This window comes from bacterium, assembly GCA_035454885.1.
Classification (GTDB): Bacteria; UBA10199; UBA10199; order JACPAL01.
In genome coordinates this window covers 32,400-52,316 of record DATIGE010000017.1, presented here as the reverse complement: position 1 = coordinate 52,316, position 19,917 = coordinate 32,400, and the positions used below count along the sequence as shown (strand labels likewise).

Sequence of the window (19,917 nt, the reverse complement as noted above, 5' to 3'; positions counted from 1 at the left end):
AGGAGCGATGGCGGAACGGACGATCCGAAAAAATGCCGATGGCCTTCGCGTCCCGCCGAACCTGACGTCCTATGCGGCGGCCGTCCGCGAGTTTTCCTGGGAGGAGGCCCGCAGGCGGCTGGACGGGTTGCCGGGAGGACGCGGACTGAACATCGCCCACGAGGCGGTCGTCCGGCACGCCCGCGGGCCCAAGGCGGACAAGACCGCCATTCGATTCCTCAGAAAGGACGGCCGCACCGAGGACTGGACCTACCGGGCCCTCGACCGGGCCTCCAACCGCTTCGCCAACGTCCTGAGAAAACTCGGCGTCGGAAGGGGCGACCGGGTCTTTACGCTCCTCGGCCGGACGCCCGAGCTCTTCGTCGCGGCGTTGGGAACGCTCAAGAACGGCTCCGTCCTTTGTCCCCTCTTCTCGGCCTTCGGACCGGAGCCCCTGAAGACCCGGCTGACCCTCGGCGAGGGAAAGGTCCTGGTCACGACGGAGGCCTTCCAAGCCCGCAAGGTCGCCCCGATCCGCGCCGAGCTCCCGATGCTTCGCGAGGTGATCCTGACCGGCGCTTCGTGGGACGGGCTCCTGGAGGCCGCTTCCCCGGACTTCGAGATCCCGCCGACGAATCCGGAGGACGTGGCCCTGCTCCACTTCACCAGCGGGACCACGGGGCGGCCGAAGGGGGCCGTTCACGTGCACGAGGCGGTCGTGGCGCACCACGTGACGGGCCTCTTGGCCCTCGATTTTCACGACGACGACGTCTTTTGGTGCACCGCCGACCCCGGCTGGGTCACCGGGACCTCGTACGGGATCGTCTCGCCGCTCACCAACGGCGTGACGATGGTCGTGGACGAGGGCGAGTTCGACGCCGGGCGCTGGTACCGCGTCCTCGAGGAACAGGCCGTGACCGTCTGGTACACGGCCCCCACCGCCGTCCGCATGATGATGCGCGGCGGGACGGACCTGCCGAGGCAAAGGAATCTTTCACGCCTGAGATTCATCGCGAGCGTGGGCGAACCCTTGAACCCCGAGGCCGTCCTCTGGGGCGTCGCGGCCTTCGGCCTCCCGATCCACGACAACTGGTGGCAGACGGAGACCGGCGGGATCATGATCGCCAACTACGCCTCGATGGACATACGGCCAGGCTCGATGGGTCGTCCCCTGCCCGGCATCACCGCCGCCGTCGCGCGCCGGACGGCGGACGGGCGCGCCGAGGTCCTCGAGGAACCGGGTGTTCAGGGCGAGCTCGTCCTCAAGGCGGGATGGCCCTCGATGTTCCGCGGCTACCTGAACGAAACGGAACGTTTTCAAAAATGCTTCGCCGACGGCTGGTATTTCACCGGCGACCTGGCGCGCCGGGACGCGGACGGGTACTATTGGTTCGTCGGCCGCTCGGACGACGTCATCAAATCGGCGGGGCACCTGATCGGCCCCTTCGAGGTGGAGAGCGCCCTCATGGAACACCCGTCCGTCGCGGAGGCCGCAGTCATCGGCAAGCCCGACCCCCTGATCGGCGAAACGGTGAAGGCCTTCGTCGGTCTCAAGGCGGACGCCGGGCCCAGCGAGGGGCTCCGGAAGGATATTTTGGGATTCGCCCGGCAAAGGCTGGGGCCGGCGGTCGCCCCCAAGGAGATCGAATTCGTGACAGGCCTCCCGAAGACCAAGAGCGGGAAGATCCTCCGGCGCCTCCTCAAGGCCCGGGAGCTCGGCCTCCCCGAGGGGGATCTCTCCACGCTGGAGGAGGCGCCATGAGGACGCGCGAGGACTGCCTGGACATCCTCCGGCAGATGATCCGCATCCGGCGCTTCGAGGAGCGCTGCGCCGAGCTCTACACGGAGGCCAAGATCCGCGGCTTTCTCCACCTTTATATAGGCGAAGAGGCCGTCGCCTCCGGCGTCATCCCCCTCCTCGGGCCCGAGGACGCGATCGTCGCCACGTACCGCGAGCACGGCCACATCCTCGTGCGCGGGACGCCCATGGACGCCGTCATGGCCGAGATGTTCGGCAAGATCGAGGGCTGCAGCAAGGGACGGGGCGGGTCGATGCACCTCTACGACGCCCAGCGGCGATTCTACGGAGGGAACGCCATCGTGGGCGGCGGGCTTCCGCTCTCGGTGGGACTGGCCCTCGCCGACCGGATGCAGGGGCGGAAGAACGTGACCGCCTGTTTTTTCGGCGAAGGCGCCGTCGCGGAGGGCGAGTTCCACGAGTCGATGAACCTCGCCGCGCTCTGGAAACTACCGGTCCTCTTCGTCTGCGAGAACAACCTCTACGCGATGGGGACGCACATCGCCCGCTCCGAGTCGGAGCTCGACTTGGAGCTCAAGGCGCGGAGTTACCGCGTCGAGGCGGAGACGGTCGACGGCATGGACCCCCTCGCCGTGGCCGACGCCGCGGAGAAGGCGATCCGCATCGTCCGCGGGGAGGTCCGCCCGTATTTTCTGGAATGCCGCACCTACCGGTTCCGCTCCCATTCGATGTTCGACCCCGACCTGTACCGGGACAGGAAGGAGGTCGAGGAGTGGAAGAAGAAGGACCCCCTGCCGGCCTTCGAGGCCTTTCTCAAGGGCCAGGGCTGGCTCGATGAGGGTTTGTCCGCCTCGATGAAACGCGCGATCGACGCGGAGGTCGAGGCCTCGGTCCGCTACGCCGAGGAAGGGACCCTCGAACCCCTGGAGGATTTGACCCGTGACGTCGTCACGCCCCACATCACCGGCTAGGAAGGCGGCCACCACCTACCGCGAGGCCCTGCGCGCCGCCCATCGGGAGGCGCTCGCAAACGACCCGCGCGTCTTCCTCATGGGCGAGGACGTGGGCCGCTACGGCGGGAGCTACGCGGTCAGCCTGGGATTGTTAAAGGAGTTCGGGCCGGAGCGGATCCGCGACACGCCGCTGTCGGAATCGGCCTTCGTGGGGGCCGGGATCGGCGCGGCCCTGGGCGGGATGCGGCCGATCGTCGAGGTCATGACGGTCAACTTCAGCCTGCTGTGCCTCGACCAGATCATGAACGTGGCCGCGACGATCCGCCACATGTCGGGAGGCCAGTTGAGCGTGCCCCTCGTCATCCGCATGGCGACCGGCGCGGGACGCCAGCTCGCCGCCCAGCATTCCCACAGCCTGGAGGGCTGGTACGCCCACATCCCCGGCCTCAAGATCCTCGCCCCCGCCGTCCTGGAGGACGCCCGCGGGATGCTCGGGGCCGCCCTCTTGGACCCCGATCCGACGCTCATCTTCGAGCATGCGAGCCTTTACAACATGACCGGAGCGATCGCCGAGGACGCGGGGCGGGTGCCCTTGACCGGCGCCGCCGTCCGGCGCGAGGGAAAGGACGTGAGCCTCATCGCCTACGGCGCCCTGCTCTTCAAGGCCCTCGCGGCGGCCGACGCGCTTCAAAAGGACGGGATTGCCGCGGAGGTTCTGGACCTGCGCGTCTTGAGACCCCTGGACACGGAGTCGATCCTCAAGACCGTCCGCAAGACCGGGCGCGCGGTCGTCGTCGACGAGGGCTGGCGGAGCGGGTCCCTCTCGGCCGAAATCTCCGCCCGCCTGATGGAAGGCGCCTTCGCAACGCTCAAGGCCCCGGTGGAACGTGTCTGCACCGTCGAGGTCCCCATCCCCTACGCCAAACACCTGGAAGACGCGGCCCTCCCCCAGGCGGAAACGATTACCGCGGCCGCGAGAAAGGTCTTGCGCCATGTATGAGTTCAAGCTGCCGTCCCTGGGGGCCGACATGCAGGACGCCAAGCTCGTGGAGTGGAAGGTCAAGGCGGGCGACCGGGTCACGAAGGGCGACATCATCGCGACGATCGAGACGCGGAAGTCCGCGGTGGACATCGAGATCTTCCGCAGCGGCGTCGTCGACAAGATCCTGGTCCAACCGGGCGAGGAGTGGCTCCCCGTGGGGAAGACGCTCGCCCTGATCCTGGAGGATGCGTGAAGGACGAAAAGGCCCTCTTCATGCGTCAGGCCATCGCCGCCGCCATGGAGAAGTCGCATCGGGAGATCCCCCACTACTATCTCGAGACGGAGATCCCCCTGGACGCGGCCCTGAGTTGGCTCGCCCGGGAGAACGCGCGTCGCGCCCCTCCGGACCGCCTCCTGCCGGTCGTTTTATTCCTCAAGGCCGTCGCCCTCGCGGCGGTGAAGTTCCCCGAGATGAACGGCCTCTACGTCGATGGCGGCTTCCGTCCGGCGGAGGCCGTGCACACCGGCGTCGTGATCGCCCTGCGAGGCGGCGGCCTCCTCGCCCCCGCCCTGCACGACGTGCAGGCGAAGCCCCTCTCCGATCTCGCGCGGGGACTCACGGACCTGGTCACGCGCGTCCGATCGGGCCGCCTGCGCGGCTCGGAGCTGACGGACCCGACGATCACCGTGACGAGCCTGGGCGACGAGGGATGCGACCGCGTCTTCGGCATCATCTATCCGCCGCAGGTGGCCCTGGTGGGTTTTGGAACAATCCGCGAGGCGGCGGTCTCGGAGAAGGGCCAAGTCGTTTCACGCCGGATCGTTTCGGCATCGCTCGCCGCCGATCACCGGGTCTCGGACGGCCTCAAGGGCGCGGCCTTCCTGAACGCCATCGCCAAGGCCCTGCAGTTCCCTCAAGACCTGGAGGCCGGCCGATGAGCCCGAACCTTTCCGCCGATGAGATCCGCGCCAAGGTCCTCTCTTACTTGAGCGACATCGCCCCCGAGATCGATCCCAAGGCATTGAATCCCGCCCTCCCCCTCCGCGAGCAGACGGAGATCGACTCCGTGGATTTCTTGCGCTTCGTCACCCTCCTCTACGAGGGCCTGAAGATCAACGTCCCTGAGGCGGATTACGCCAAGCTCGATACCCTCGATCACATCGTCGCGTATCTGGCCGCCCAAACGCCAAAGTCATGAGCCTTCCCAAAAAAATAAGCCGCTGGTCGGGCCGGGTCACGCGCGAGAGCCACGCGCTGGCCTTGGAGGACGGTGTTTTTACGTGGAGCGACCCACGCCGGATCGCCGCCTCACTCAAGCGCTCCGCGGAGGAAAGCACGGGGCGCAAGGGCACCCCGCTCCAGTCGGCGATGTCGATGCTCAATTTCTACATCAACCGGGCGGGAGAGAATCTGCCGAAGGAGAGACTTAAGGTGCTGGAGAGGGCGAAGGAGGAGTTGAGGGGGCTGTTTCGCAGATGATTTCTTATACTCCGACCGCCGCAGAGTCATACGCCTTTACGCTTCGCCTTATCTTCGCCTCGGAGAGGTCCTCTGCAACGGCAAGGTCATAATCCGCCTGGAGCCCGAGCCAGAACTTCGGTGACATCGAGAAATAGAGTGCAAGGCGGATCGCAGTATCGGCCGTGATGCTCCTCATACCGTGGATGATCTCGTTGATCCGGCGCGGGGGGACTCCGAGATCATTGCCCAATCGGTTCTGACTGAGACCCATGGGCTCCATGAATTCTTCTAAGAGAATCTCTCCAGGATGAACTGGCGCTATTTTCTTGGCCATAAAATCTCCTTTTCTTAATGAAAGTCCACGATTTCAACGTCGTAGGCCTCATTATCCTTCCAGACGAAACAGATCCTCCATTGGTCATTTATCCGGATGCTGTGTTGCCCCTTTCGGTCATCCTTAAGCGCCTCGAGCTTATTGTTTGGGGGCACCTTGAGATCATGCAAAGTTTGGGCATTATTAAGCATTAAAAGCTTCTTATACGCCCCCTTTTGAATGTCTTGAGGCAGCCTCCGCGAGAACCTCCGGTTGAAAACGCCTTCGGTCTCAACGCACCGGAACGACTTGATCACAGGACAACCCTATAACGTTATTCGTTATATCGTCAAGTAGAAAGCATGGGTTGCGATGTTTGTCATAAGAACTCTAACCTATTGATATTTCTTAGTAATATTAGGTAGCCCCGATGGGTCCGCCAAGCCCTTTATCGCCTCCACACCTGGCAGCACTGGTCGCCACTCCAATGGGCCATGTCGCTGCTGAACTTCTGCATCAACCGGGCGGGGAAGAATCTGCCGAGAACGCCTCACCGCCCTCGAACGGGCGATGAAGGAGTTGAGGGCCTTGTTTCCTCCTCTTAACCTTTTGAGCACTCGAGTCCCGGCGTCGAACGGTTAGCGCCGAACCGCCTCCATGAATTCAGCCAGTTAGAACCCAGCCCGCCCCACAGAATTTGGCCCGGGATTTGCTCTACAATGGGACAACCAGGAGGCCTCCATGAAAAAGGTTTTTCTCTTCTCCCTCTCCCTCTTTCTCTTTCTGCTCGCCGCGCTCGTCGCGGAGGCCAAGAACTGCAATGGCGTCGGGCGTTGCGGGGACGACGGATCGAACTGCACGGTGACGTATCCCGACTCCTGCAACACCGCACAGGACCCGGGCCACTGCCGCGATGCCTTCGCCTATTGCACCGCCAATGATACAGGCTCATCCCAGGGCGCCGCTCAGGACTCCGTCCTCGATCCGGACGACCACGTACAAAAAGACTACGATCTCCAGACGGCACCGGTCTTCCTGGACGACCAGGAGCCCGAGGATTCCCCCGCTCTCTTCGCCCGCGCCCTAGCGGCCTACGCGTTGAGGGGCCGCCGCCCCGGAAGATGGCACACCCACTGATCCTTCAAGACGCGCCGCTTATTTTTCGTTGCGTCCGTCGCGTACCGGGTCCACTTGTACTTGGTTATGAAACTGTCGGACCAGGCCCTCGCCCTGCACCGGTCCTCCCTGGTGATCGATCTTCACGCGGATACCACCATCCCCATGAAGTGGATGGGCTACCGCATCGAAAAAAAACACGAGCCCGGCCTCCCGGGGAGGCTCGGGTTTTTCCACTGCGACATCCCCCGCTGGAAGGAAGGGGGTTATGGCGGCCAGTTCATCGGCCTGGGGACGTTCCCCTACCCCGAGTCCGGCAGCGCCCGCTCGTGCCTCCGGCAGGCGGAGATGATCTTGAAGGCCTGCGCCCGGAATCCCGGCGATCTGGAGTTCGTCACGACGGCCGCCGGGATCACCGAGGCCCGCGCAAGGGGAAGGATCGCTGTCCTCTTGGGCGTCGAGGGCGGGCATAATCTCGAAAACGACCCGGCCAACGTGAAACGGTTCTACGGCGCCGGCGTCCGTTATCTGGGCCTGGCGCATTTCACCCGGAACCGGCTCTGCGCCCCGTCCGGGGGGATCGGCGCCGACGCGAACGCCCCCCTCACGGCGCTCGGGCGCGAGGTCATCGGGGAGATGAACCGGCTCGGGATGATGGTCGATCTGGCCCACGTGGGGCGGAGGGCCTTTCTTGAGGCGGCCCGGCTCTCCGAACGGCCGGTCCTCGTGAGCCACACCGGCATCTCGGCGGCCCGCCCGCACTGGCGAAATCTCGACGACGAGCAGATCCGGGCGGTGGCGGACAAGGACGGCGTCATCGGCATCATCTTTGCCTGGCGCTACATCTGCAATAACGGCCGGGGGGATCTCCGGTCCCTCCTCCCCCACTTCGAGCACGTGCGGAGTCTCGTCGGCTCAAGGCACCTGGCCTTGGGCAGCGATTTCGACGGCGCCGTCGTGCCGGTTCGCGGCTTGGAAGATGCGTCGCACCTCCCCGCGATCACCCAGATGCTCCTGGAAGCCGCCTGGCGGGAGGACGAGATCCGGGGCGTCCTGGGAGAAAACGCCCTGCGGGTCTTGGCGGCGAATGAATGAACAAGCAGAGGCGGTGAAGAACGCCGCAGGATGGTACAATCGGTCAACCTGACCTCGCTCATGGACGCGGTCGGCCCCGATTGTTAAGATCCAGGCCTATTGGGGAGGCCGCCATGGGCTACTACTTCAGCAAGACCTTAAAGACGACCTTTGAGGACGCGGTGAACCGGACGGTGGAGGCCCTCAAACGGGAGGGCTTCGGCGTGCTCACGGACATCGACGTCAGGGCGACGATGAAGAAGAAGCTCGACGTCGAGTTCCGGAACTACCGGATCTTGGGCGCCTGCAACCCGCCCTTCGCCCACCAGGCCCTGCTCGCCGAGGACAAGATCGGGACGATGCTGCCCTGCAACGTGATCGTCCAGGAACTGGCGCCCGGCAAGATCGAGGTCGCCGCCGTCGATCCCGCCGCGTCCATGCAGGCGATCAACAATCCCGTCCTGGAAAAGATCGCCAACCGGGTCCGGGAAAGGCTCGCGCAGGCGATGGAACTGCTGGCATGAAATATCTAGGGGACGCCTATCACCCGAAATTTGAATTTAGGCGACTTGCTCGTCATCATCCTTAGAGACAGAAAACGGGAGGATGGTGTCTGAGAAACGGGCCCTCATCTCCAGCTCGCCACCTAAAGCATGAATATAGTTTTCTAGGACTCCAACGGAAATCGAAGTGCCCCGATTTTCGATCTTCGAAACACTGGACTGATTGACCTGAAGAATTTCCGCCACATCTTCCTGAGTGATCTTGCGAGTCTCTCTCAGTTCTTTCAACAAGATCTCCTTTAAAAGAGTGTCCGCCTTCTCTCGAATCCTCTTTTGGGATTCCGGACTCATTTTCTTGAGCAGCGTTTTAAAGGGCTTAGCCATCCTGACCTTCCTTTCTAATTTCTTCTAAATGCCTCTCGTAAATTTTATCCGCCTTGGGAACATACTTTTCGTAAAATCGATCGTCCCCCGTTTTATCTCCGCCGATGAGTAGAACCGCTGCCCTACGTGGATCAAAGGCATAAAAGACTCTGTAAGGTCTGCCCTTATGTTGCGGTCTCAGTTCCCTCATCTTTTCAAATCGGGAACCATTTACTTTCGACGAGTGTGGGTAGTCCAAATTCGGCCCTCTCGCTTCCAACAGTTCAACATACGCTGCGACGTCCTCCTGCTCACTTTCGTCCAAGGTCTCCCACCATTCATTGAACTCATTTGTATATTCGACGTTCCAAGACATAGGAATTATGCCCTATCGAGACTATTCTCTCAAGGGAATTATCGGTAGACCCTCTCTATGAGGTGCTACCAATATGCCTTCAAAGAATAAATTATCTATATAATTGAAAGTCTTAATGAATTTGGACTCTAAGGGAGGTTTTTGGCCGTACGCGGTGCCGGCGCTGCTGCTTGGGTCGTTTGGGGCGGTGGTGTAATTTCTTTTTGGGGGGAGGCCAGATGAGCCATGTCAAGACTTGACCACTATTCTGGTTACGCATCAGAGTTAGTTGATCTAGTGAAGAACGTCCCCTATGCCTTTGGGTAACAAGACCTTCGCGTCTAGTTAAGACTTAACGAGCTTTTCTAATACGGGCTTGTTGCTCTTACGTATAGATTCAAGCTCCTCTTCCGATGATACCTGTTCTAGCGTTCCATCAGCATGATCGTTCGAATCCGTGAGTTGATAAATATATTGTTCCGTCAAGGAAGAGGTTAAGAAATCATATGCGAGTTTCTCTTTCGCGAACTCGTTGTGGATGATCTTCAAGAATCCCCTTGACCCATCCCAATCGAGCCATCCCGCGAAGCTCATTGTTGTGTTCTTGTTTGGTAGCCAGGCTCGATTTCGGCCGTGAATAAGCCTTGTTTCATCTTCCTTAACCTTGCGTCCTTCCCCCACGGGTAGAACAATACTCTTTTGACCCATGACGGCGTCTCCCAAGTCTTCGAATTCCGCCCTCATCAAACCAAAGTGACACGTGATTAGGCCGAGGGGGCACTTGAGACCTTCGTGAGGCTTTAGTTGCTTTATCGCCTTTCCTATGTTGTCCCGAATCCGCTTTGGCTCATCTGTCCATCCGCCGATTGATGGTCCGAGAATATGGCCTCCTTCTAAGTCTATAGACCGTAGCGATAATAACGGCGAAGCTGACGACAGCAAATCCGCCTCTCGTAGACTGCTGTACTTCCCATTTTGAATTAGCTTACAGGGCAAGCTCGGCCGTCGCGAGTTTTCAAAACTTCCAAAGGTCAGAGGATATTTGCCTGACACAGTCGGCGGCGATATGATCCTTCGCAGCACGTCGCCATCCAGAGACAGCCGTTGAATTTCTACGAACTCCCCTTTTGATAAGTCGCTGTCCCTCGGGAAATAGATTTCTATCGGGTCTTTCACGGATGAAGAGACGTTCCTTAAAAATCTCTTGATTTTCGCCATCAATTCGTCGTTCGGCGGCTCGTCGGAGGGCATGAAGCATGAAAATGATATTGATGGGATGAGTCCTCTTAGTTCCCGTTCGATCTTATATGCAATTTTCCTTTGCGTCTGGAATTCCTCCGTATCGAGCATTTCTTTAAACTCGATTACGGCTTCACCTACACGCGCATGAGTTAATAAATAATCGGCTTTTTTAGCCACATCGGATTTTTGATTTTGGCGAGATTCTTGAGAGGGGTCGTCAAGTGACTTCCACTTAATCTCGGAGAGAGTCCTGAAATACCCCTCAAGGATTTCAGTCGCGGTCATTGTTTTGAGTAATAGCGATATCCATCTCAAAAATAAATGATTTTGGAAACTCACCGAAGGCACGTTCAGGATCAATCAAACAAATAAGGGCTCTGTTTCTGATTAGCAATTCTTGGTGTGCCTGGATGTAGTTGCTGTGAGTCTTATTAGATTGGACTTTTGACACAAACATTTCAGTCAACTGTCACCTTTACGACGGTTATTTTCCCACTGTAACGGCTGCAAATTGCTGAGTTGATCAGCTCCCCATTTTGCTACAGGCACAATATGATCTATTTCCCATCCAGTTCCATTCTGCACAGTGGCGCCGTATTGACTGTAATCAATCAAAGATCCGTACTGATCCCTGCGCCGTACATTAGGATCCACGCCAGGCACTATCAACCCTTTCTCCCACACTGCATCAACGACCGCCTTGGAAAAGTTTTTCCCTGAACGGTCCGTTCCTAGACGCCGCAAACCTCGGAAGCCATCTATTCCGTAGCTAGTTCCCCCCATGTATCTTCCCCCTGGGTTTGTAAGTTAATTACATCCGATTACAGAGAAAATATAGAGAGCCTGATGCTCTTCGAAACTAGGTCTTCTCCCTCGTATAAGCAAAACGAATCTGCAAATATTTGTACGGCGAATTCTTATCCACCGGACGGAGGCCAAAGTCCCAGGTTCTAAATTTCAAGTTCCCTGGCTGAGGCCCAACCGGCACAGGTTTAAGAGTAGCCCCACGGAAGGGCGGCGGGAGGGGCGTTGCAAGGTGGAACATGGGGGTTATTTTTCGGAAGGATTAAAGCCGATCTTGCGTTGTTTCGAGGTCGGCGGGGCCATCAGTTCCCGGATCGCGTCGAAGACGCTTTTGAATTGATCATCGTGCTCGCCGCATTTCTTCTCTAACTCCTCGATCTTACGCGCCAACGCCCTATTGCTCGCCAGAACCTGACGAAGACGGACAAAGGCTCGAATGATCTCGATATTGACCCGAATGGCCCTCTCGCTGTTCAAGACGCTGGACAACATGGCAACGCCTTGTTCCGTGAACGCATAAGGCAGATACTTTCGATGCCTGCCTCGTCCCGCGTTTGCGCTGTCTAAGGTCACAATCCGTGACCTTAAAGACTTGTACTCTCCAACCGTCAGTTGAAACATGAAGTCCCCCGGAAACCGGCCAAGATTCCTCCTAACCGCCTGATTCAAGACCTTTGTGGGAACTTCATAGAGACCTGCCAGGTCTTCATCGAGCATCACCTTCTGCCCGCGCAAGAAAAGGATTTTTCGCTCGATGGACCCGATAGGGGTAGTCACTTGGATATCCGACATGGTGCTCTCCTCTCGTCCAAGGCCTATGCAAGCCCAATGCCGGTGAAATCATGCTGGGAGGAGACGGAAAAAGGACGGAGAGCCGGACGGGAGGGTTTGATTTGTGGACGACAGAGCGACTTGGACTCAGGCCATTCTGGACGCAGGCATTGAGATACGCACCGGCATGAAAACAATTTCCCCTGGCCACATCCCCAGGGCTTTTCTATAGTCGCGTCATGGACGTCGTGGCCCAGCTCAGCCTGCTGATGGGGCCCAGCTTTCTCAGCGGCATCAACGCCTACGCGACCATCGGTTTCCTCGGCCTCTTCGGCCGGGTCGGTTGGGTCCTGCTCCCGGGGGGCCTGGACGTCCTCACCCACCCCGCCGTCTTCGTGACCACCCTCGTTCTCTTTGCGGTGGAATTCATCGCCGACAAGATCCCGGCCTTCGACACGTTCTGGGACGGCATCCAAAGCTTCATCCGCATCCCGTGCGGGGCCGTCCTGGCGTATGCGGTCGTCGGCCCCGTGGATCCGGAGCTGAAACTGGCGGCCGGCCTGTTGGGCGGAACGCTCGCGGCCTCTTCTCACGCGGTCAAGGCGGGGGTCCGCGCCATGGTCAACATGAGCCCGGAGCCCTTTTCCAACTGGCTGCTCTCCTTCGCCGAGGACGGCTTCGTCCTCGCCGGCCTTTGGTTCATCTTCTATCTGCCCTTCGTCATGGCGGGGATCCTGGTCCTCTTCCTCTGTCTCGCCATTTGGATCCTCCCCAAGATGTTCCGCGTCTTCCTGGCCGCCGTTCGCAAGGGGGCGCGCGTCTTCCGCTCACCTTGACCCTCGCGCCCGTTGATCACGGTCACGTATTCCGAGGAAGGGAGCGATGTGGCGGTGGCGAGGGAGGATGGATAGGGTCGGGCGGATTCTCGGACGATGCGAGAAAAGCTAAGAGAGCGACTTCTTCTCGAGGCGGGTCATGCGCCGCTTGAGGTGATGGAGATCCTCCGCGAAGATTTGGATGTCTTGAGAAAGGGACTCATAAACCTTGTCGATCTTGGCGTCCAATCGCGTGAAATTCGCATCCACCTGGGCGAAGCGGTCATCGATATGGGTGAAACGGCGTTCGTGGCACTCACCCTGTTCTTGGATGAGGACGAGTAGCTGGTGCTCCCGGGCCTCGCTCTTCGCGGCCTGCTCTATGATGAGCTTCTGTAGATCGTCAATTTTCTCATCCGTCGTCATTCGCCTGCCCTCCTTATGAGTTCTTCATGCCGGCGTCAATCCCTCTGCGCCCCGACAGCGACAATTTCAGAGAGCAAATAAAGTGCCATCGGCATGACGAAACTCATGGCCGGCGCCCCGCGGTGAACCTACAATAGGCGCGGATCAGGAGGGCAACCATGGGCTACTCCTTCAGCAACTACCGGATCCTGGGCGCCTGCAACCCGGCATGAAGTGCTCGATCCGCGAGATGAAGAAGGTCGAGCTGAAGCGCGTGCTGCGCCTGATCCGGATGCATCACGGCCAGGACGCGCGCTACGCGCGGCGCTACTACCGCGACTACTTCAAACGCTGGGGCAAGGGATGGGACAAGGTCATTCTGGCGGAATACCGGGGGAAGCTCGCGGGCGTCTCGGGCTATTTTTACGACAACGAGGAGGCCCGGGGCATCTACTGGCTCGGCTATACCTTCATTCATCCCAAATTTCAGGGCCGCGGCGTCGGAAGCCAGCTGCTGCAGTACATCATCCAGGACCTGAAACGGCGGGAGGCGCGCAAGCTCTTTCTTTCGACCTCCAGCGACGCCATCTACCGCGGCGCCGTCTCCTTCTACACCGACCACGGCTTCCGCTGGGAAGGCACGCTCAAGGACCTGTACGGGCCCGGCGAGGACCAGATCCTGATGGGCAAGGATCTCACGAAAAAGAGGCGCAAGGCCCGCAGGACGCGGAAACGCCGAAGGAGGCACTCATGAAAGTCCAGGACATCATGACCCGGACCGTTCGCACCTGCGGCCGGTCCACCAATCTGGCCGAGGCGGCGATGATCATGTGGCACAACGACTGCGGCGTCGTGCCGGTCGTCGAGCCGGACGGCAGGGCGGTCGGCGTGATCACCGACCGCGACATTTGCATGGCGACGGCCACCCGGCCCCTCAAGGCGGCGGAAATCACGGCGGGGGACGTCATGACCGGGGCGCTTTTCACCTGCCGGCCGGAGGAAGCCGTCAAAAAGGCCCTCCAGACCATGGCGCATCATCGGGTGCGGAGACTGGTGGTCGTCGACGCCAACGGCCGTCTGGCCGGCATCGTCTCGATGGACGACTTCGCCATTCACGCGGGAAAGGATCTTCCGGCGAAGGCGATCGTCGACACGTTAAGGTCCATCTGCTCGCGAAAGAAACCCGGGACGCACGGGACCGAACCGTCCCCCGATCCGTTCTCCGACGCCTGGTTCTAGGCGGGCCTTCGAAATCACTCCATGACTTCCTTGAGCCTCTGACCCCGGAAGCCCCGGCTGAGTTTCTTCAGGGCCTTCTCCTCGATCTGCCGCACGCGTTCCCGCGTCACGCGGAACGTGCGTCCGACCTCCTCCAGCGTGTGCTCCGAGGGTTCCCCGATGCCGAACCGCATCCGCAGGATCTTTTCCTCGCGCGGGGTCAGGGTCGCCAGGGCCTTGAGGATTTGCTCGGAGACGTGCTGCTGCATCACCGCATCGCCCGGCGTGGGGGTCCTTTGATCCGCGACGAAGTCGCCCAAGAGCGCGTCCCCGTCCTCGCCGACGGGCTTCTCGAGTGACACGGGCTGGCTCACCATCTGGGAGAGGGTCTCCACCCGTTCCGCGCTCGTCCTCATTTCCTCCGCGCACTCCTCGGGCGTCGGATCCCGGCCCAGCGTGTGAAACAGGGTCCGGGACGTCCGGGCGAGCTTGGACTGCTCCGCGATGATGTGGACGGGGATCCGGATGGTCCGCGACCGGTCCGAGAGGGACCGCGTGATCGACTGCCGGATCCACCAAACGGCGTACGTCGCGAACCGGTTCCCGAGCCGGTAATCGAATTTTTCCACCGCCCGCATGAGGCCGATGTTCCCCTCCTGAATCAGGTCGGGCAGCGGCATCCCGCACCGGGAGTATCTTTTCGCGACGCTGACCACGAGGCGGAGATTGGCCTGGATCATCCGCTGCTTGGCCTCTTCGACGTCGGCCTCGATCCTCCGGATCTCGCAGCCGAGCTTCCGCGCGAGGCTCCGCTTCGGCGAGCGCCGTCGCTGCGCCCTGAGACGCTGAAGCCGCGCGAGCCCCTCCTCCATCCGCTTGGAGAGGGTGACCTCCTCCTCGCGCGTGAGCAGGGCCGTCGCCCCCATCTCCTTCAAATAAGGGTTGAGGATATCCTCCTCCCATATGGGAGAATCATGAGTAGTTTTCACTTGTTACAACGCTTTTACTTCCGGTGGGACCCAGACGGAACTACGAGGGAGAAAGGGTACTGCAACGCCCGGACTTAAAAAACGTCCTCCTATGTAAGCGGCTTTATATCACAGATGGATGCGGAGCCCAAAGCGAGAAGTTACGAAAGGCCTCCACATGATATTCGTCACAGCCGACCCGGGGGAAACGCGGTAGGTTTCAAAAATGATCCTCAAACCGAGGAGGGACCATGTTCCGGTCGCTGCTGGCCCTCCATGACCTGTCGGAGTCCTCGAGAAGGGCCCTGCAATGGGCCCTGCGATTCGGGGAGCAATTCCGCTCCCGGCTGACCGTCCTTTCGGTGATCCCCCCCGTCGGACCTCCGCCGGGCGTCTCCGGGACGGGCCCCGCGGAGAACCAACTGACGGAACTGACCCGCCTCATCCGGACGGAGATCGACAAGGACCTGCGGGCCTGCTCGGTCGGCGCGCCGGAAGGAAGACTCGGCGGCCTGGAGGTCGTCATCGCGACGGGACGTCCCCTCGCGATCATCCTCAAGAGGATCCTCGACGGCTCGCCGGATCTCGTCTTCGTCGGAACGCACGGGCGCAAGGGCCTCTCCCGGGCCTTCTTGGGGAGCGTCGCCGAAAAGGTCGTGCGCCATTCCCCGTCGCCGGTCTTTGTCGCGCGAAAGGCCCCCCAATGGCCCCCGCAGGCGGTGCTGATACCGGCGGATGTCGCGGAGCCGCCCGACGAGGCCCTCGCATTGGCCACCCGGCTCCGCGAGACCCTCCCCTTCCGGGTCGACCTCTTGAGCGTCCTCTCCTCCCCCGATCTGATGGAGGCGTTTCCCGAGGCCTTCGCCGGCTATTCCCCCGTCGACGAGCGCGTCCTGAAACGGAAGGCCCTCGACGCGCTGAAGGCCCTCGCCGCACGGTATCCGGCGCTCGGCCTGACCCCGCATCTCGCGTCCGGCCCCGTGGCGGCGGAGATCGGTCACGCCGCCGAGGAGTTCCAGTCGGATTTCATCCTCATGCCGACGCACGGCCGCGCCGGTGTCGGGCGATTTTTCTTGGGGAGCGTCGCCGAACAGGTCGTGCGCTACGCCCCCTGTTCCGTATTAAGCGTCTGCCCGTCGAAGGCGGCCCCGTACCGGAAAAAGGTCGCGACGGAATGGATGGAGGCTGAACCATGAAATTCGGAAAAATCCTCTCCCTCTACGACTATTCGGCCCCGAGCCGGGCGGCCCTGCATTTTGCGGAGGCGCTGGCCTCCCGATTCCGGTCAAGGCTCGGGATCGTACACGTCTGGGAGATCGGCCCGACCTACCTGTTCCGGGACTGGGGGCACCAGGCCGAGCCCCTGCAGAACATCCTCAACCGGAAGCTCCTTCGGGAGGTCCAGAGACTTTCGAAGAGGAAGGGAAAGTCCCGTCCCCGGTCGGTCGGGGGCATCCTGGCCGCGGGGGAGCCCAAGGCCGCGATCGCGCGCGTCATCAACGACGAACGGCCGGACCTCGTGGTCGTGGGGAGCCATGGACGCACGGGTCTCGGCCATATCCTCATGGGGAGCGTCGCCGAGGGGGTCGTCCGCCGCTCTCCCGCGCCGGTCTGGGTTTTCCGCAAGCCGCGCCGGTTGCCTCCCAAGCGCATTTTGGTTCCGGTCGACTTCGATGACGCCTCGCGCCCGGCCGTACGCGCCGCCTCCGAGCTTGCCCGGATGTTTTCCGCCCGATTGGAGATCGTGCACGTGAGCCCCGCCGTCGAGAACATGGCGCCCTTCCCCGAAATGCGCGCCTACTTTCCGCCCAATCTCACGGGGGACCTGCGAAAACGGGCTCAAAAGCGGCTCGAACGACTCGCGGCCGGACTCGTGCCATCACGGATTTCCACCGGTCTTCACGCCCTGACCGGATCGCCCGCGGAAGCGATCTGCCGCTCCGCCCGCTCGCTGGGCGCGGATCTCATCGTCATTCCGACGCACGCGCGCCGCGGGATGGCCCGCCTGGTCCTGGGAAGCGTCGCGACCGGCGTCGTCCGCCATGCGCCCTGCTCCATTCTCACGCTTCCCCCGAAGAAGCCCTCTTGAAGAAGTTCTTCTCAGGAATTCTTGTCTTGACCGAAATTCTCCTGGGCGCGCCGCTGCCCGCCGCGTCCGAGACCCGTTACGGAGAAATCCTCTGCACCCAAAAAGGGTACGAGTGCCGGGAAATCGCCGAGGCAGAGACCTGGCAGACGCTCTGGAGCGACGACGGCGAACGGGATCTGGTCCAACGGGTCAATCGGATGAACGTGCGGCTCCGCCCCGGCATGATCCTGGCCGTTCCCAAGAAGCTCAAGCGCATTTCGTTGATGGACCTCTCTCCTTTCCCGAAAAAGCGCGACTCGGGCGGGGAAAAACTCATCGTCGTGGATCTCTCCCTGCTCGCCTGGGGGGCCTACAACGAGGACGGCAAGCTGGTCCTTTGGGGCCCCGCGTCCGGGGGAAAGAAATGGTGCCCGGACGTGAGGAGCCGATGCCGGAGCCCCGGCGGGGATTTTTACGTCCTCTCCAAGGGGAGCCCCAAATGCCGGTCCCGCAAGTTCCCCATCGGCCGCGGCGGGGCGCCGATGCCGTACTGCCTGTTCTTCCGCCGCGGATACGCCCTTCACGGCTCGCCCGAGGTCCCGGGCTACAACGCCAGCCACGGCTGCGTCCGTCTCTTTACGCCGGACGCGCGCTGGTTGAACGAGGTCTTTGCCGAGGCCCCGGCCGAGGAAAACGGCTTCCAAGGAACGGCGGTCACCGTCCTTCCGTATGAAGATCCGATCCCCCTCCTCCCCCCCTGATCAAGTCTCATGATAAATCTCATACGCAGGCCCCTCCCGGATGGTTTAAAGTTCTAAGGTGATCGAAGAAAAACCGCCGCTGACGCGTCAATGGGGCTGGATCGCCCTCATCCTCCTCCTCGTGGGCGGCTACCTCTACCTTGTCAAGAACCCGGCGTGGATGGGCGCGACCGAGACGCTCTCCTACAGCGACTTCCTCAACCGGCTGGACAAGGGAGAGCTCGACGAAGTGACCGTCTCGGCCGATCAGATCTCCGGGACCCTCAAGGCCGCGGCGGGGGAAAAGCCCCGGCGATTCACGACCGTCCCGGTCCCGGACGAGCGGTTGGTCGAGCGCCTGAACGCCAAGGGCGTGTCGTTCGCGGGGACGGCCCGAAACACCGCGCTGTGGACCCTTCTCGGTTGGGTCCTTCCCTTTCTCGTCCTCTTTTGGCTCTGGAGGTCCATGGTGGGCCGCATGGCCGAAGGCCCCCAGGGCGGACTCATGCGGGCCGGCAAGTCGAAGGCCAAGGTCTACATGGAGAAGGACGTCAAGGTCACGTTCGACGACGTCGCCGGCGTGGAGGAGGCCAAGGAAGAGGTGCGCGAGCTGATCGATTTCCTCAAGGACCCGACGCGCTACGCCCAGTTGGGGGCGCGGGCCCCCAAGGGCATCCTCCTGGTGGGACCTCCGGGTTCGGGCAAGACCCTCATGGCGCGCGCGATCGCCGGCGAGGCGAGCGTCCCGTTCTTCTCGATCAACGGCTCCGAATTCGTGGAGATGTTCGTGGGCCTGGGGGCCGCGCGCGTCCGCGACCTTTTCGAGCAGGCGCGGGCGAACGCCCCCTGCCTCCTCTTCATCGACGAACTCGACGCCGTGGGAAAATCCCGCGCCCTGGGCTACTTAAGCGGCGGCGCCCATGAGGAGATGCAGCAGACCTTGAACCAGCTCCTGGCCGAGATCGACGGCTTCGATCCGTCCAAGGGGATCATCCTCCTGGCCGCCACCAACCGTCCGGAGATCCTGGACCCCGCCCTCCTCCGGGCCGGGCGGTTCGATCGCCAGATCCTCCTGGACAACCCGGACCTGAACGGGCGCGCGGCGATCCTCAAGGTGCACATGAAGAAGGTGAAGCTCGCCTCCGAGGTTTCGGCCGAAAAGGTCGCGGGGCTGACGCCCGGATTCTCGGGCGCCGATCTCGCGAACCTGGTCAACGAGGCGGCGCTTCTCGGCACGCGCCGGAAGGCCGCGGCGGTCGAGGAAAACGACTTCGTCGCCGCCATCGAGCGGATCGTGGCCGGTCTCGAGCGGCGCAAGCGCCTCATGAACCCCGAGGAGCGCCGGCGGGTCGCCTACCACGAGATGGGCCATGCGACCGTCGCCCTGGCCGAAGGGGAGCTCGTCCAGGTCCAGAAGGTGAGCATCATCCCGCGCGGGATCGGCGCCCTGGGCTACACGATGCAGCGCCCCACCGAGGACCGCTATCTCATGAGCCGCGGGGAACTCGTCCGGAAGATCGCGGTGCTGATGGGCGGTCGGGCCTCCGAGACCCTCTTCTTCGACGACGTCTCCACCGGCGCGGGCGACGACCTCACGAAGGCGACCAACATCGCGCGGGCGATGGTGACCGAGTACGGGATGAGCGGCAAGCTGGGGCTGGCCACCTTCGAGGTGGAGCGCTCGCCCTTTCTCCAGGGCGCGACGACCGCTTCCCGGAGGATGGAGATCAGCGAGGAGACCTCCCGGATCATCGACGGCGAGGTGAAGTCGATCCTGGACGAGGCCTACCAGCGGGCCGCGCAGGCGATCGAGCGGAACCGTAAATTTTTGGAGGCCGGCGCCAAGCGCCTCTTGGAGGTCGAAACCATCGACCAAAAGGAACTCCAGCCCCTGTGGCAGGAGCTGGGGACCGGGGACGACAAGAAAAAACCCCCCGTCGCCGTCGTCAGGACGTGACTCGGCAAGCCTAAGTCGAAGTCCAGAAAAGTCTGAAATTCAACCTCACCTGTCCAAGTTTTTAGACCCT

At 61.7% G+C, this 19,917-nt stretch carries 26 protein-coding genes and 1 pseudogene; 18 read left to right on the top strand and 9 right to left on the bottom strand.

Annotated features, from left to right (window positions below; genetic code table 11):
• Positions 1-7 precede the first annotated feature (7 nt).
• The 7 genes from acsA to VLJ37_04200 are packed head-to-tail and all read left to right on the top strand — an operon-like array spanning position 8 to position 5,153.
• The gene (gene acsA / locus VLJ37_04230) at positions 8-1,741 is read left to right on the top strand and encodes an acetate--CoA ligase (GenBank protein ID HSA58871.1); all 1,734 of its coding nucleotides are present in this window, start codon (positions 8-10) and stop codon (positions 1,739-1,741) included.
• Complete coding sequence (pdhA, locus tag VLJ37_04225) at positions 1,738-2,709, top strand: pyruvate dehydrogenase (acetyl-transferring) E1 component subunit alpha (GenBank protein ID HSA58870.1); 972 nt, start codon at positions 1,738-1,740, stop codon at positions 2,707-2,709. The genes acsA and pdhA overlap by 4 nt, the downstream gene beginning before the upstream one ends.
• Positions 2,678-3,691 carry a pyruvate dehydrogenase complex E1 component subunit beta gene (locus VLJ37_04220; GenBank protein HSA58869.1) on the top strand — a complete coding sequence of 338 codons (1,014 nt, stop codon included), beginning with the start codon at positions 2,678-2,680 and terminating at the stop codon, positions 3,689-3,691. The genes pdhA and VLJ37_04220 overlap by 32 nt, the downstream gene beginning before the upstream one ends.
• Complete coding sequence (locus VLJ37_04215; GenBank protein ID HSA58868.1) at positions 3,684-3,926, top strand: biotin/lipoyl-containing protein; 243 nt, start codon at positions 3,684-3,686, stop codon at positions 3,924-3,926. The genes VLJ37_04220 and VLJ37_04215 overlap by 8 nt, the downstream gene beginning before the upstream one ends.
• Positions 3,923-4,612, top strand: coding sequence for a 2-oxo acid dehydrogenase subunit E2 (locus tag VLJ37_04210; protein HSA58867.1), 690 nt, complete (start codon positions 3,923-3,925; stop codon positions 4,610-4,612). The genes VLJ37_04215 and VLJ37_04210 overlap by 4 nt, the downstream gene beginning before the upstream one ends.
• Positions 4,609-4,872 (top strand): acyl carrier protein, encoded by a 264-nt coding sequence (locus tag VLJ37_04205; protein HSA58866.1) that lies wholly within the window; start codon positions 4,609-4,611, stop codon positions 4,870-4,872. Before VLJ37_04210 ends, VLJ37_04205 begins: the two co-directional genes overlap by 4 nt.
• A complete protein-coding gene (locus tag VLJ37_04200) occupies positions 4,869-5,153 on the top strand; it encodes a DUF3175 domain-containing protein (GenBank protein HSA58865.1) in 285 nt (94 codons plus the stop codon). The genes VLJ37_04205 and VLJ37_04200 overlap by 4 nt, the downstream gene beginning before the upstream one ends.
• Positions 5,154-5,157: 4 nt before the next feature.
• On the opposite strand, the gene VLJ37_04195 is transcribed toward VLJ37_04200, so the two are convergent.
• Together VLJ37_04195 and VLJ37_04190 are read right to left on the bottom strand one after the other, a co-directional pair.
• Positions 5,158-5,469, bottom strand: a complete 312-nt coding sequence (locus VLJ37_04195) for a HigA family addiction module antitoxin (protein HSA58864.1) — start codon at positions 5,467-5,469, stop codon at positions 5,158-5,160.
• Between the two features lie 14 nt (positions 5,470-5,483).
• Positions 5,484-5,765, bottom strand: coding sequence for a type II toxin-antitoxin system RelE/ParE family toxin (locus tag VLJ37_04190; GenBank protein ID HSA58863.1), 282 nt, complete (start codon positions 5,763-5,765; stop codon positions 5,484-5,486).
• A gap of 159 nt (positions 5,766-5,924) precedes the next feature.
• Here VLJ37_04190 and VLJ37_04185 point away from each other — a divergent pair.
• The 4 genes and pseudogenes from VLJ37_04185 to VLJ37_04170 all read left to right on the top strand — a co-directional run bounded on the left by VLJ37_04185 (position 5,925) and on the right by VLJ37_04170 (position 8,162).
• A pseudogene (locus VLJ37_04185) lies at positions 5,925-6,090 on the top strand (DUF3175 domain-containing protein).
• A gap of 99 nt (positions 6,091-6,189) precedes the next feature.
• Positions 6,190-6,585: a hypothetical protein gene (locus tag VLJ37_04180; GenBank protein ID HSA58862.1), complete on the top strand. Its 396-nt coding sequence runs from the start codon at positions 6,190-6,192 to the stop codon at positions 6,583-6,585.
• A gap of 66 nt (positions 6,586-6,651) precedes the next feature.
• The gene (locus VLJ37_04175; protein HSA58861.1) at positions 6,652-7,659 is read left to right on the top strand and encodes a dipeptidase; all 1,008 of its coding nucleotides are present in this window, start codon (positions 6,652-6,654) and stop codon (positions 7,657-7,659) included.
• A 113-nt stretch (positions 7,660-7,772) separates the two neighbouring features.
• Positions 7,773-8,162 (top strand): DUF302 domain-containing protein, encoded by a 390-nt coding sequence (locus VLJ37_04170; protein HSA58860.1) that lies wholly within the window; start codon positions 7,773-7,775, stop codon positions 8,160-8,162.
• A gap of 36 nt (positions 8,163-8,198) precedes the next feature.
• Here VLJ37_04170 and VLJ37_04165 read toward each other — a convergent pair whose 3' ends face one another.
• From VLJ37_04165 to VLJ37_04145, 5 genes are all read right to left on the bottom strand, one after another.
• Positions 8,199-8,525 carry a helix-turn-helix transcriptional regulator gene (locus VLJ37_04165; GenBank protein ID HSA58859.1) on the bottom strand — a complete coding sequence of 109 codons (327 nt, stop codon included), beginning with the start codon at positions 8,523-8,525 and terminating at the stop codon, positions 8,199-8,201.
• Positions 8,518-8,880: a type II toxin-antitoxin system RelE/ParE family toxin gene (locus VLJ37_04160; protein ID HSA58858.1), complete on the bottom strand. Its 363-nt coding sequence runs from the start codon at positions 8,878-8,880 to the stop codon at positions 8,518-8,520. Before VLJ37_04160 ends, VLJ37_04165 begins: the two co-directional genes overlap by 8 nt.
• A gap of 324 nt (positions 8,881-9,204) precedes the next feature.
• Entirely contained in the window at positions 9,205-10,386 is a 1,182-nt protein-coding gene (locus VLJ37_04155; protein ID HSA58857.1) for a hypothetical protein, read from the bottom strand.
• 177 nt (positions 10,387-10,563) lie between these two features.
• Positions 10,564-10,884 (bottom strand): HNH endonuclease signature motif containing protein, encoded by a 321-nt coding sequence (locus tag VLJ37_04150; GenBank protein HSA58856.1) that lies wholly within the window; start codon positions 10,882-10,884, stop codon positions 10,564-10,566.
• Positions 10,885-11,151: 267 nt separating this feature from the next.
• Complete coding sequence (locus VLJ37_04145; protein ID HSA58855.1) at positions 11,152-11,697, bottom strand: ORF6N domain-containing protein; 546 nt, start codon at positions 11,695-11,697, stop codon at positions 11,152-11,154.
• 218 nt (positions 11,698-11,915) lie between these two features.
• Here VLJ37_04145 and VLJ37_04140 point away from each other — a divergent pair, with 218 nt between their 5' ends.
• Positions 11,916-12,512, top strand: coding sequence for a DUF4126 domain-containing protein (locus VLJ37_04140; protein ID HSA58854.1), 597 nt, complete (start codon positions 11,916-11,918; stop codon positions 12,510-12,512).
• Between the two features lie 108 nt (positions 12,513-12,620).
• Here the strand turns inward: VLJ37_04140 and VLJ37_04135 are convergent, their stop codons facing one another.
• The gene (locus VLJ37_04135) at positions 12,621-12,917 is read right to left on the bottom strand and encodes a hypothetical protein (protein ID HSA58853.1); all 297 of its coding nucleotides are present in this window, start codon (positions 12,915-12,917) and stop codon (positions 12,621-12,623) included.
• Between the two features lie 208 nt (positions 12,918-13,125).
• Here VLJ37_04135 and VLJ37_04130 point away from each other — a divergent pair, with 208 nt between their 5' ends.
• Entirely contained in the window at positions 13,126-13,650 is a 525-nt protein-coding gene (locus VLJ37_04130) for a GNAT family N-acetyltransferase (protein ID HSA58852.1), read from the top strand.
• Positions 13,647-14,135: a CBS domain-containing protein gene (locus VLJ37_04125; protein HSA58851.1), complete on the top strand. Its 489-nt coding sequence runs from the start codon at positions 13,647-13,649 to the stop codon at positions 14,133-14,135. Before VLJ37_04130 ends, VLJ37_04125 begins: the two co-directional genes overlap by 4 nt.
• A 14-nt stretch (positions 14,136-14,149) precedes the next feature.
• On the opposite strand, the gene VLJ37_04120 is transcribed toward VLJ37_04125, so the two are convergent.
• Complete coding sequence (locus tag VLJ37_04120) at positions 14,150-15,103, bottom strand: sigma-70 family RNA polymerase sigma factor (GenBank protein ID HSA58850.1); 954 nt, start codon at positions 15,101-15,103, stop codon at positions 14,150-14,152.
• A 230-nt stretch (positions 15,104-15,333) separates the two neighbouring features.
• Here VLJ37_04120 and VLJ37_04115 point away from each other — a divergent pair, with 230 nt between their 5' ends.
• Genes VLJ37_04115 through ftsH form a run of 4 tightly spaced genes read left to right on the top strand, consistent with a single transcriptional unit; the run spans position 15,334 to position 19,847 of the window.
• The gene (locus VLJ37_04115; protein ID HSA58849.1) at positions 15,334-16,278 is read left to right on the top strand and encodes a universal stress protein; all 945 of its coding nucleotides are present in this window, start codon (positions 15,334-15,336) and stop codon (positions 16,276-16,278) included.
• Entirely contained in the window at positions 16,275-17,171 is an 897-nt protein-coding gene (locus tag VLJ37_04110; protein ID HSA58848.1) for a universal stress protein, read from the top strand. The genes VLJ37_04115 and VLJ37_04110 overlap by 4 nt, the downstream gene beginning before the upstream one ends.
• A gap of 26 nt (positions 17,172-17,197) precedes the next feature.
• Positions 17,198-17,911, top strand: coding sequence for a L,D-transpeptidase (locus VLJ37_04105; protein ID HSA58847.1), 714 nt, complete (start codon positions 17,198-17,200; stop codon positions 17,909-17,911).
• Between the two features lie 58 nt (positions 17,912-17,969).
• Positions 17,970-19,847, top strand: a complete 1,878-nt coding sequence (gene ftsH, locus VLJ37_04100) for an ATP-dependent zinc metalloprotease FtsH (protein ID HSA58846.1) — start codon at positions 17,970-17,972, stop codon at positions 19,845-19,847.
• Positions 19,848-19,917 lie beyond the last annotated feature (70 nt).

Coding starts and splice junctions, on each gene's coding strand:
- acsA (HSA58871.1), top strand. CDS start 8: ATGGCGGAACGGACGATCCGAAAAAATGCCGATGGCCTTCGCGTCCCG.
- pdhA (HSA58870.1), top strand. CDS start 1,738: ATGAGGACGCGCGAGGACTGCCTGGACATCCTCCGGCAGATGATCCGC.
- VLJ37_04215 (HSA58868.1), top strand. CDS start 3,684: ATGTATGAGTTCAAGCTGCCGTCCCTGGGGGCCGACATGCAGGACGCC.
- VLJ37_04205 (HSA58866.1), top strand. CDS start 4,609: ATGAGCCCGAACCTTTCCGCCGATGAGATCCGCGCCAAGGTCCTCTCT.
- VLJ37_04200 (HSA58865.1), top strand. CDS start 4,869: ATGAGCCTTCCCAAAAAAATAAGCCGCTGGTCGGGCCGGGTCACGCGC.
- VLJ37_04195 (HSA58864.1), bottom strand. CDS start 5,469: ATGGCCAAGAAAATAGCGCCAGTTCATCCTGGAGAGATTCTCTTAGAA.
- VLJ37_04180 (HSA58862.1), top strand. CDS start 6,190: ATGAAAAAGGTTTTTCTCTTCTCCCTCTCCCTCTTTCTCTTTCTGCTC.
- VLJ37_04175 (HSA58861.1), top strand. CDS start 6,652: ATGAAACTGTCGGACCAGGCCCTCGCCCTGCACCGGTCCTCCCTGGTG.
- VLJ37_04170 (HSA58860.1), top strand. CDS start 7,773: ATGGGCTACTACTTCAGCAAGACCTTAAAGACGACCTTTGAGGACGCG.
- VLJ37_04165 (HSA58859.1), bottom strand. CDS start 8,525: ATGGCTAAGCCCTTTAAAACGCTGCTCAAGAAAATGAGTCCGGAATCC.
- VLJ37_04160 (HSA58858.1), bottom strand. CDS start 8,880: ATGTCTTGGAACGTCGAATATACAAATGAGTTCAATGAATGGTGGGAG.
- VLJ37_04155 (HSA58857.1), bottom strand. CDS start 10,386: ATGACCGCGACTGAAATCCTTGAGGGGTATTTCAGGACTCTCTCCGAG.
- VLJ37_04150 (HSA58856.1), bottom strand. CDS start 10,884: ATGGGGGGAACTAGCTACGGAATAGATGGCTTCCGAGGTTTGCGGCGT.
- VLJ37_04145 (HSA58855.1), bottom strand. CDS start 11,697: ATGTCGGATATCCAAGTGACTACCCCTATCGGGTCCATCGAGCGAAAA.
- VLJ37_04140 (HSA58854.1), top strand. CDS start 11,916: ATGGACGTCGTGGCCCAGCTCAGCCTGCTGATGGGGCCCAGCTTTCTC.
- VLJ37_04135 (HSA58853.1), bottom strand. CDS start 12,917: ATGACGACGGATGAGAAAATTGACGATCTACAGAAGCTCATCATAGAG.
- VLJ37_04130 (HSA58852.1), top strand. CDS start 13,126: ATGAAGTGCTCGATCCGCGAGATGAAGAAGGTCGAGCTGAAGCGCGTG.
- VLJ37_04125 (HSA58851.1), top strand. CDS start 13,647: ATGAAAGTCCAGGACATCATGACCCGGACCGTTCGCACCTGCGGCCGG.
- VLJ37_04115 (HSA58849.1), top strand. CDS start 15,334: ATGTTCCGGTCGCTGCTGGCCCTCCATGACCTGTCGGAGTCCTCGAGA.
- VLJ37_04110 (HSA58848.1), top strand. CDS start 16,275: ATGAAATTCGGAAAAATCCTCTCCCTCTACGACTATTCGGCCCCGAGC.